Source organism: Capnocytophaga sp. H4358, assembly GCF_002302515.1.
GTDB lineage: Bacteria > Bacteroidota > Bacteroidia > Flavobacteriales > Flavobacteriaceae > Capnocytophaga > Capnocytophaga canis.
This window is the reverse complement of sequence record NZ_CP022380.1, coordinates 1,894,255-1,907,005: the sequence shown is the minus strand read 5'-3', so window position 1 is coordinate 1,907,005 and position 12,751 is coordinate 1,894,255. Positions and strand designations below refer to the sequence as shown.

Here is a 12,751-nt window from a genome sequence, read left to right as displayed (position 1 = left end):
CGTTTCATAAGCTAAAGTTTAAATGACCACAGCAGTACCACTGGCAGTAACCATCAACATTCCTCCGTTATTTCCCAAGGTTTCATAATCCAAGTCTATACCTACAACGGCATTTGCTCCCATAGCCATGGCACGTTGCTGTAATTCAACAAGTGCAGTATTCTTAGCCTCTACGAGTACTTTTTCATAGGTTCTTGAGCGTCCTCCAAAGAAATCAGTCAACCCAGCCATAAAATCCTTTATAGCATTCGCCCCAATTATGGTTTCCCCTGTAACAATACCTTTGTATTCCTTAATAGGCTTACCTTCTAAAGTTGGTGTAGTTGTTAAAATCATTTATGTATATTTTTATGTATAGGCAAATTTAATGATTTTCTTTTTACTTTTCAAATTTTTCAAAAGAGAAAAGCTCCCGGGTTACCAATTCAAGGCCTTTTATCGTACTTACGGTTATCTGCTTTTGTCAACAACATTAGAAGATTCATTGTAATCTGAAATAATAAAGGCTGACCTAAAAAGATCAGCCTTTACTATTCTTTAAATTTTACTACCTATAAATGGTGAAGTTTCCTTTAAACTTACGTGGATCTATATCGCTATTAAGCTCTAATAGATACCAGTAATCTCCACTTGGAAGAGGTTTCCCGTTATAGATTCCATCCCATGACTCACCTACTTTAAGGGTTTTTATTTTGCGACCATATCTGTCGAAAATATGTGTTCGAGCATACGGATATTCATCAATATATTTCGGAGTCCATGTATCATTGTTTCCATCTCCATCGGGAGTGAAATAATTTGGAATTGTAATGTCATGGAACAACTCTTTGATAGTAGCTGTAACGGTACAACCTACTGCATCATAGATAATCACATCAATCACTTTGTAACGTTTTCCATCTTCGCCAATCTCTTCAGGATCAGTTATTTTTAATTTATACACTCCGTTACCTCCTTGATTTTGTCCGTTGAAGACATAGGTGTACGGATATTGACCATCTTTTCCTGCTACTTGGATAGTGTTGATTTCATCATTTGCTACTCTTTTGACTTTGTCCAACTGCATTAAATTCTCTATCTTCACTGGGTCGCCCAAGGTGTAAGAACACAGTACAACCTGTCCTGTTGCTGCGATCTCATCTCTATGGAAAATAGTCAACACTTGCAAAGGTTGTGTTTGGTCAATTCCATTAGCATTGATTATTGCAACATTTCGTTTTGTGTCAAACCTTGCAAATACACGTTCTGATTTACTTCCTAACTTGTAGCTCAACTTCATTGGATCAACGGTATGCTTGAATTTCACCTCAATCCAAGTTGTGTACTTATTGTCTTGACAGTCGTGTATCTGAGTTGCAGTTGCTTCTAAATTCGGAGTTTCTTCCACTTCAAACTCATAAACTGGTGACATCGTACAGCCTTGTGCATCGGTAATATGTACCTCATATTTACCTTTTGATAAACCTCGAGCTACATTTCCAAGAAATGCCGTATCGGTGCTTATTACTGCCCCTGTAACTGCTTTTACAATACTTACTTCATAAGGAGCTGTTCCTCCATGTACCTCATAATTGATCCAAGCAGTAGCTTCACCATGGCACACCACTAGCTCAGCACTTACCACTTTGAACGATAGCTCTTCAGGTTCAGTTACATTCAATTCGCCTATTTTCTGATCACAGTTCCAAGCATCCATGACCCATACTTCATACTCACCTGGAGCTAAGTTTTCAAATCGTGGAGATTCTTGAGTAATCACGGTGGCTGTTCCCTGACGTAATTCAAAGAAATAAGTAGGTGAACCTGAACCTCCTGCTACATTTGCGATTTCAATGATTCCGTTGGCTGCATCTTTACATGTTACATTCTGAATCACAGTTGCTGTTGCCGTAATAGGTGTTGGATGTACCAAAGTAATGGTTACCGAGTTATCCTGACAACCGCTTCCATTTCTATCTATAACCTGAACAGTGTAGACTTGTGACGAGCCATTTGAAGTTAATCCTGTGAATAAGAATTCTCCTTCATTTGTGATAATATTTCCTCCTATTTGTGGCGACGAAACGTATCCACTCGAACCATGTAAAATCACCTGATATGGAGCTTCACCTCCAGTAACTTTGACCAAAATCTCTCCTTTATTATCCAAGCAAGTTACTCCATATGTTTGAGTAGCTGTAGCCGCTAACGGACGTTCGCTCTGTAAGATTTCAAAAGCTACAGGTTCTGTTGAACATTGATTGCTCAATGCTTTTGCAATCATTTGATAATTTCCTGCTAACAAGTTTGTCACTGTAGTAACAGTTCCTCCAGTGACAGTTCCTGTTACCGTTGAACCTGCTGAACCTGTCACTGGACTGATGACAAATTCAAATCCTGCTGCGGCATGATTTCCATCACCTAAACGCATATCTGAGAAATTCAAAGTTACTGCTCCCGTCGCTTCTCCATAACATTTCACATTGACAATATTTGAAGCAGTAAATAAGAATGAATTCGGTTCATGAACGTCATAAGCTGTTGTAACAAAACAATTGGTTGCTGGATTTGTGACTCTGATAGTGTAATTACCTATTGGCAAACTAAACACCTGTGTCGTAGTTGCTACACTTCGTGTAAACTCCGTAGTTTCTGTTCCATTGGCATTTCGTTTGATTACCTCATAAAGAAGTGTTTCTCCGTTATATACACTTGTTGTTACAGTTACGCTTACTACCTCTTGATTGGTTGTACAATCTATTTCAACAGAACGGGTAGCCGTTACACTCGACAATACCAAAGTTGGTGTTACGGTTACTGCTGGTGTGATTACCTCACAACCATTAGCATCGAATACTTTAACAGTGTAGGTTTGCGTAGCTGCAACATGGTCAGTAAGCGTATAGGTGTACGATGTTGTTCCTTGACTGATAACCTTTATATTGACAGGTATAACAGAACTTTGCTCATAGAACTCTACTCGTGTGTAGCTCTGTGTTCCTCCACTCACTTTTGACAAATCAAAAGTCAAGGTCGGTAACGATGTTGTATTTCCTACACATTGGTAGCTTTCCATTGTCAAAGCATTTGATGCTAAGACAAGTGGTGCTGGAGTTGTAACTACAACCGTTTTTGTTACCACACATCCATTAGTTGCTACTGCACTAACGATGTATGTCTCTCCTGTTAAAGAACCTGATAAGCCATCAAACACAGCGTAATCAACACCTGAACTTGTAGCTGGTAACACCATACTTGTAGTTGGATTTTCAATAGTAAACGTATAAGGAGCTAATACACTCGGACTTACTTTCACTCGTGCGGAACCTGTTCCTGTGCTACAAGTTGGGTTAGTTAAGCTCAACACCTCCATCTCTGGAATTTCAGGAAGGTCAATCGAAAAGTTTCTTACCTCCGGACATACCGATGTCTGGCTACGGGTTGCCTCGTCATACAGACGAATAGCATATGAACCTACAAGAACTGCTGGTGAAATAGTCACCGTTACGGTACCTGCCGTTGTTGTTTTCACTCCTGTTATCGGCACAAAAATCTCCGAAGTGGTGTGATTGATAGGATCCAAAACAGTTTCCACCTTATTGATCGTATAAGCATATTTACCTGAACCTCCTGTCAGATTTTTGATAACAATATCAGCCGACACAGCTCCACAGTGAATCAACGGTGTTACCACTTCATATTTCACCTGCGAATACAATTTAATATCCTCTGAGGTTGCACAATCATTAGCATCTTTCAACTCAATGGTATATGTTTGTGTAGAAGGCTGTAAACGTACTGGCAATGATACAGATGTAGCATAAGGAGACACACTCATAGGCATCCAATCTGCAGTAGGCGTTCCTCCAAGTTTCACTCGGTAGTAGTGTTGTCCTGTTCCTACTTTTGTTAGATTTAAACGCACTGAATATGCTGTTTTATCGCTTGTACAAGGATTATCCAGAACCACAGACGAAATCTCTGGAGCTTTATCTTGATCTACCGTAACAGAGCGAGTCTTGATACATCCATTATTATCACGTACAAACACATGCCATGTTCCTTTATCTAAACCTGAAACTGTATGTCCATCAGTGGATGCTACTATAAGTGCAGTCAATGTTGATGTTCCAATTGCTGGAGGAGTTCCTAAAGCAGATTCATTATGATAATAATATTTGTAAGGAGCTACTCCATGACGCGCATCAACCGAGATACTACCTTGCCCTCCTGCCTGACAGTTATCATTGATGACGGACAAATCTTGAATTACTAACTCCATTGGAGCCTGTGGCACTACGACAGGTTCAGATGCTTTTCTACAATGAGGTGCTGTTGCTGTTTCTTCTGTGAATACAACATATACCTTACCTGCAGGCACCCCTAACACAGTTCCTGTTTGGATGGTTGCAGAAGTCACTCCCGGAGGAATTGCTATTGAACCTCCTGCACCAAGCACAGGATCGTGGGTTGCATAATAGTAAGCCTGATATTTTAGATGAGTAATCATAGGATTCATTCCTTTAACCTCAAAATCAATTTTTCCATCGTTTGAACCTCTACATGTAGTGGTTGTTGGAGTCAATGTAATACTCAAAGTAGATGATGCTGTTGGCACTTGAGTCACTTCTTCTATCACATAACATTTTGTTGATGAGTCATATACGATAAATCGATATTTAGCCCCTGGTGTCAAACCTGGAATGGTAGCTGTTGTTCCTGAAACAGTTGTTCCCGACACAGTTGTTACATCAGTCACTGTTCCTGCATACCACGTGTTCCCTCCGTCTATCCAAGTTGGCGATGATGGAGGCGTTCCTGAAGGAATTGTCATACCTTGTTTATAGATAGCTACCCAATGAGAACCTGCAGCAATGGAACTTCCTGCCGCACTACTGTAAGCAGACACCTCTAATGATGCCGTATCACACCCTGGTATAGTGGTTGCTTTTGCAACAATTCTATCTGATGTACCAAAAATCTCAAAGGTTTTTGTTGTTACACATCCATTAGCATCGGTAATCGTACCCACATATTCATGTGGAATTAAATTTGGTACAACAATTATGTCTCCTAAGTTCACATTCGACTGATTGTACAATGCTGTACCATGTGGCACATCTTTGTAATGCAATTCGATAGAGAACGGAGCTGTTCCTCCACTCACAAAATTAAATCTAGCCTCTCCATTATTCATTCCTCCTCCTAAAACTCTGTCACAACTAACATCTACTGTTGTTACTGCAACATTTAACTGAGGAGATTGTCCTATAGTAATATTCTGTGAGTCTGAAATACAGCCATTTGCGTCACGCACCGTCAATTGATAGGTAGCTGCTTTCAAATTGATGATGTTACCCACTGCTTGCGTTGTCGTGTTAGTTCCATCGAACAATATCAAATCGTACGGAGCTGTTCCTCCTTGAATGTCGGTCAATGACACGTTAATTCGACCTGTTGCCGAACCATAGCAGGCTGCATCCTCTTTGGTTAAAGTTGTTTTGAACTGAGGACGTGATATTTTCACTTCTTGTTTTGATGCTTTTCTTTCACAAGAACCTGCCGTCACTTTGAAGTAATAATCTCCTTCAACATTGGTTGTAAATGTAGCCGTATTTCCTGAAGCTGTTAGAGTGATGCCCGTAGCATTCGTGCTTTGGTAACTTACTCCATCGTTGCTCCACAAGAACTGTTTTGGCTGAGTTGGATTACCTCCTGTAGCGTTCAACACAAAAACAGCATTCGATCCTGTGGCACAAGTCAAGGCTCTTGTTGGTTGTACGTTCAGAGTCAACGGCTCTGGAATATCAACAGTGATGGTTGTTGAACAATTTGCTCCATCAATTACCTTAAACACATACACTCCTGGATTCAAATCCTCGAATGTGTACTCTGCAGTGGCTGATGGAGGTGTGAAGTTCACGCCATCTTTACTATATCGATAGTTTCCGTTTCCGTCAAGTACTTGAATGGTAACCTCAGCCTTTTCACCTGGCAACAAACAAGCATTATTACTATTCGCTTCTAAGGTCAGTGTTTTTGGTGCATCCACTTTCAAAGTTGAGGTAGTCACACAACCATTAGCATCGGTCAAACGTAACTCATATGTTCCTGGCGCTAATGCCCTTGCTCCGTCAAAAACAGCCTCATTATTTACCATATTTGCTACAGTTGAAATTCCTCCCGAAGGTACTGCAGTAACGGATTGATATGGTCTTGCTCCTCCAGTAGCCATAACTTTAACATCTGCGTTCATCGGATTACAACTTGCCACTCGAAGCAATTGTGTAGTTATTGAAACGGTTTCTAATGCATTGATGGTATAAGTTAATTCCACCAAACAACTTGGTTCATTCTGTTTTCTGACATACACAGTACCGCTGGTTACTGCTGCTAAATTAGGAATCACAGCCATATCAACATTAGACACGCTGGTAGCCGTCGGCGTTATTGTTGTCCAATTAGCATTATCAAGCGAATAAACAATATCACTTCCGTTTCTATTTTCAATTCTTAATTTCAGTTTGCCTAGTCCATCACAAGCAGCATCTTCTGCCGAACCTGTAACAGTGAATGCTTTTGCGGCCTCTATCACTACTGATTTTGCATCTGTTCGTGGGTTGCAAACCTTGGTTTCCTGCCAAATCAAAATATCATCAACTGCCACATCACTTCCAACACTGGTTGAAACAGGTTCTTTACTCACAATTTGGAAAATGACCTCAGTGTTTGTTCCTATGTCCGCACTATTGAATGTAACAGCTCTTGAATGCCATTTCTCATCTGCTAATATCTGTCCTAAACTTATTCGTTTAAGTTCAACTCCTCCTGAGGTCAGTAGAACAAAATCTAAGTTTGGATTAACACCTCCTATATAAGTAGATTTCAGTAAATTATATAATTTCACACTTACCTTAACATCTTGTCCAGCAACAATATCTTTGATGTTTTTAGTATATATAACCCCTAAATTACCTTGGTTAGAGTTAGCATTTACTGCTAAATAGCGACCATTTACAACTCCTGAAGCATCGGTTGGAGTTGTCCACTCGGCTCTTGGCGTCACTTGTTTTGTAATAACATACTGACTATTTTGCAACTCCTCATTAGGTTTGCAAGTCATGTATATAATGGAGTTATTACAAGTATCATTTCCTGTTCCAAAATCTTCTTGGAACAAAACATTAGGGGTGGTCGCTGACGATGATCCCGATTGGTGGTACACATAAACAGAATAGTTTCCTGCATCCAATGTGAACACTCCTGAAGTATTTCGTTCTGTAATTCCTCCGCCTACCACTTCGTACTCATACGTACCCGCAGGAGAGGCAGTCACAGTGAATGTACCTTTACCTAAACAACTGTACATCACGGTGCTAACATTAACTTCTGGAGATGGAATATCTGTTATCGTAACAGGAATTGCAATTTCACATTTAGCACTATCTCTCACATACACATTTCCTGAACCGGATAAATATACAACATTTGAAGTTGTATAGCTACCACCTTCTGACTTATACATATAGCCCGTACCAGTTCCTCCGCTGACGTTATTAATATGAACTTTGTATCGTTTTGGTGAATTGGTAGTGTCGCACGATTTGTCTTCCACCACCCCAGCAAAAGCTTTCAACGTATTTTCATCTTCTCCTATTTCAATTGGATTGACATACGTACAAACTCTTGAACCTTGTGTGATAATAACTTCTAGTTCATATTTCCCTTGTACAATTCCCTGAGCATAGATTCCAGAAGCGTTCTCAAATGTTTGCACCCGAGTTCCACTTTGTAAACGATGTAATCGTGTGATTATGTCTTGAGGATGTGCTGTTGTAAACGTTACGGAAACAACTCCTGAAGTGTCTCCACAAGCTACGTTTTTCACATTAATAGCATAGTCCGTAATCCCCTCTGGTCTAATCATTTCCCCTGGAGAAACCGTCTCGGCATAGGCTCCATTTGCGTCTTTTACAACGAAAATATATCTTCCCAGCTGAGTAACATGTACATCTTGATCCACTTGCACACTTCCCTCTGGAATGGTAGCAATGAATGCTGTATCAGGAATAGAAGTGTAATCAGGATAACGTTGTACCCCATCTATTTTCCATATAGCGAAGCGATACGGTGCTTTTCCTCCTTGTGCCCCGAAGCGAACTTTTACATTATTACAGTCACTCCATGAAAGCACCGTTGCTGTAGTTGTCAGATTTTTCCGTTCTTCAACTGTTGCTCTCAATGTTGTTGAGCAATTAGCTATACTTCCTGATTTCACTTCAATAGTATAAGTTCCAGGAACTGAAATTCCTCTTACTGTAATGTCATGACCTCCGTTATATTGGTCGTAAGTTATAATATTAGCAGCATTACTACTATCCATATACGTCTGCCCATTCGGATCTTTAATTGTATATTGATAAATTACGCCCTCAGTAGCCATCTTCACATTGAAATGTCCAGGTTGATAGTTGGTGATATGCCCCACAGGTTGTATCACTTCCCCTGACAATCCGTTCATAAACACCTCAAAATAATAGTGAGCTTCACAGCCATTGGCTGAAGAAACTTTCAATCGGTAGCGTCCGGCAGCATTAATGGTAAATGAACTACCTGTAGCTCCTGAAATAGTTTCCCAACAACTGTCATTATAGTTCTGACATCTGCCATCGTTGGGTGGTGAACAGCTTGCTTTAAAACGTTGCCACTCAAGACTCGAATCACGGAAAGTTACAGTAATAATTTTCGATGACTCATTACACAAAATGAAGTGACTCGTCCAACGTCCATCAGCTCCACAAGTAGCCCCTCCGTTTGCCAATGCTCTGATAGGGTCTGCTGTTGCACTTGAGCTAAACGACTCAAAACGAATGATTTCTTGGCTTGTTACGGTAACAGTTCCAAAAGTAGTATCTGAACATACGGCTGTTTTTTGCACCATATATTCAGCTGCTTCCGTAGCCATGTAAGAATTTCCTGTTACCGAAGGAATTTCTGTACCGTTTTTAAACCATTTATAGGAAATAAATCCTGGTGTTGCTTTCAACATCAATGAGGACCCGACACAGAACAATTCCGAACGAATGTCATTTTGTGTTGAAATTTCAATGGAGTTCATTCCTGTTTTGGTTTGCGTTCCCGTAGGACACGTTTGATTATCTCTTTGATATTCAATTTCATACTTCACACCAAAGATATTCATACAAGGCGTTCCTATTTCCGCATACGTTGCATTCATCGTCAAAGGAATATAGATAGCTCTTTCCCCACTACTGCCTTTTAGTATCTCCTTCGGCAACACAAACGTATACACCCTACCAACATGGGTGTACGTTGGCATTTGGGTTAAAGTGGTCGGTTGATAGGTTGGAACACCTATATTAATATATGGGTTGGCTGAAAAGTCTACCGTCAAAGTGGCAGTAGCCAAATCATCTAAACCGCTATTGTTGTACACTATTTTATATTGGAAACCTTCATTCAATGCTAATTTGCGGTTCAATACATTTCCATTGCCATCAATATAATTGGCTTGGATGTCTAATGCTAAGACATTTGACTTGACCTCCACATTAAAAGTACAAGTACTTGTATTTCCTGAGGTGTCCGTAAACAGATAGGTCACGGTGTGAATTCCTATTGGGAATCTGTCTCCGCTTTGGTGGGTTTGCGTATGCGTAAATCCACAATTATCCGTAGCAGTTACCGTTCCCCAAGTAACGACGGCATCACAAGCATTGGCTGGTGCGTTCACCACAATGGCTGATGCAGGACATCCTGAAATCACGGGTGGCGTGGTGTCAGGAATGAACGCTACCGTTACAGGAGACGTTACGCCCACAGCAACACCACAGATTGAGGTGTCTTTCAAGGTGTACTCTGCCTGAAACTGTGTACTTGTCATCACCGTTTGAGTGATAGTAGCTCCGGTTCCTATGCTTTCAAGCGAACCATCGGTTTTAATTTTAAACCATTCAACATTGAACAGCACCTCTGAGCCACTAAAAGCGAGCCTCACTACATCTCCGTTACAAGGATTTTGACTCTCTGGAGAGGCTGTGATTCTCGGAGGAGCATATGTATCCGCTTTCACACGAACGTCATAAATACCCTCCGTACACTGATGGCTTACTTTTACGGTATAGTCTCCGTCAGGCAAATTTCTAAATATATGACTATCCGCCTCTGAATCAGCGTCATACGTGACAGATGCCACTTCTGTACCATCTTGTTTGTAAAGTGTGAAGGTCAAAGGATAACGAACATCTTCTCTGTTTTGAACATACATAATCGCCATACCCGTACCCGTTGCCGTTCCGCAAGAAGTTCCTATGGCACTCACTTGCAGAGGCTCCGTTTTAGTAATCGTCAATTCTTTCACTATCTCCACTTGCAGTACCGACCCTCGTTGGAATTCAGGGCTGTTAAGGCGTAACGCATTGAGGTATTCAGGAATCAACGTATATCCTGCCACTCCCATAACATTGGTAAGGTTTTCCAACACGTAGCCTGAACCACTTCTTTTCCACACGGCATGTTTGTCATACGAGAAACTATAGGCTCGCACACGATATTCACCCGCTTCCAATCCTACAAACGTTCCTCTTGGGTCATTCATATCCAAACGTTGAGATGTAATCGGTCCATAAGTTCCATCAGGTCTTTTCTTCTCCAAGACTATCGGAGCCCAAAGCACCGTTCCTCTACGTACGTTACTTCCTATAGCATAATGAATTTCTGAGGCCTCGCAACCCAATACGGGTTTTACGTAATTTTCGCCCAGCGTCATTCCTTCCTCAAAATCAATCTCTCTACTATCTGTATTTCCACATTCATCTTTTACTGTGATTCTATACTTCCCCTTAGGGAAATCACCATACATAACGTTGGAGTTTACAACCTCTGCATTAGGAACTATCTTTTTCACAGGAAAAACAATGCTTCGCTGATGTTGCACACCATTGTCAAGAGGTAAAGAAGTATTGAAAGTCATGGTAAACGTAGCTGTACCTGCGGGAGGAACTGAAGGAGTTGCTCCTGGAACAGAAATAGGCTCAATAGTTACCTCCAAAGGATAATTAAAACTTACCGCTGAAATCCATTTTCTGAATGAAACCGTGTTTTCAAACAGCCCCTTACCGACGTAGAGTCCATCGAAAAATTGGCTTATTTGATTCGCTATCGGTTGAAAATTATACATCCTTTTTGGCTCATAACAAGATTGTAAACCTGTTTTTTTATACACGACTTTATAATGACCATATCCTGTATCTGTCACATCAACAATGTCGTGACGGTCATTCCATTGAAGAGAAGGTATCACATCATGAGGCATGTACAGAGGATGTCCTGCAGGAATCGGGACTTGTGTTTTGCGTTTCCATCCTACTGTAGCATTAAGATTGGGTGTTCCCGTACCTTCCCATTTATAAATCTCAAAGTAGTATCCGTCCTTACCTTGATTGTACAACTCGTCATCTGTCAAAAACAGTGAAAAGTCTTGATACCATTCATACTTGTGATACCCCGCTGGATCGGATGGGTTCGCTGTGTTCGGAAACTCTACTTTTTGGTAGTAAGGTGCTGCGTATAACAATTTGCGACCTTGACATAAGTCATCCAAATGAGAATAGTTAGCAATACCAATAGGTGTTTGATTGGGTGCTGCCGCTACTATCTGCATAGGATCCATTGGGGTCAAGGTAAATTTCTCTCGAATAGGTGTCATACCAATATTGATAGTTACCTCTACCTCATCGCCATCTTCAAACACATAATCTGACACAAAAGAATTATACTCTGCAACAATATTGTAATTAGCACTAAATGAAGAAGTAATGTCGTACTCAGCTTCTTCAATAATATTACCGAGTGCATCTCTTTTGGTACGCTTTACAATAGCTATCCCTGAATTATTTTCACTTATATAGCTATGTATGGGTGCCATATCATTCCTACCGTCTTTTCTCTGTATACGGAAAGAGATTCGGCGTTTACAATCCATATTGGTTTGGATACGGGATTGTCCGTCCATTTTCTCAATTTCAATACAATCCACAGAGGGGTTTATAGGAGGGATACTCACGCGTTCCTTACGAAGTTCACAATTGGGAGTTATTCCTGTCATATCTTGTACATTGACAAACACGTACTGATTTGCTGTCAATGGATGTGTTGCATTTCCTTGTACAGTGACATCTAAGTCTGTATTAGCGTTGGGACGCGTAAACGTCTGTGCAGGCACAAGCACATTTCCTGCATCGTCAGTAATTGACACCTCAAAGTTAGGCCCTTTCCCTGTGTTCCTTACTATGGTAAAAGATACCTTAGCGTCATTAGTATTATTACAAGACGAAGCCGTTACTTTCCATTTTGTCAACTGGGTACTGACGTAGGTCGTAGGTATCGTTACAACTTTAGGTTGGGAACGCACCCAACCATTTTCATTGATAACCGTGATGGTGTACGTTCCTGGTTGCAACGAACCAAAGATATACTCAGAAGTGTCAAACTCTTGCACTCGAGTAGATGGCAACCCTGGAGTGGGTGGCAACTGAATCTCTGCGGTCAGCTGTGCTGGGGCGTAATTCCCCGCCCCCAAATTCACCTTTATCTTGGAATTGGAATAGCAATCACCAGGTTCGGGCGTAACCGTAAAGTCATCTAAATTCTGCGACTTAGCGATACATACTGTGAATAATAAAACAATTGTTAGTAAAAATCTATTCATAAATATGATATAATATTGAAACAATTAAGCACACAAAGTTAT

Annotated in this window: 2 protein-coding genes; both read right to left on the bottom strand. The window is 40.7% G+C overall.

The features are described from left to right. Nucleotides 1–18 precede the first annotated feature (18 nt). On the bottom strand, nt 19–336 hold the full coding sequence (locus tag CGC49_RS08095) for a heavy metal-binding domain-containing protein (protein ID WP_042007852.1): 318 nt from the start codon (nt 334–336) through the stop codon (nt 19–21). A gap of 211 nt (nt 337–547) precedes the next feature. After that, nucleotides 548–12,709 (bottom strand): T9SS type B sorting domain-containing protein, encoded by a 12,162-nt coding sequence (locus tag CGC49_RS08090; protein WP_095912338.1) that lies wholly within the window; start codon nt 12,707–12,709, stop codon nt 548–550. Between the last annotated feature and the right edge of the window lie 42 nt (nt 12,710–12,751).

Coding starts and splice junctions, on each gene's coding strand:
- CGC49_RS08095 (WP_042007852.1), bottom strand. CDS start 336: ATGATTTTAACAACTACACCAACTTTAGAAGGTAAGCCTATTAAGGAA.
- CGC49_RS08090 (WP_095912338.1), bottom strand. CDS start 12,709: ATGAATAGATTTTTACTAACAATTGTTTTATTATTCACAGTATGTATC.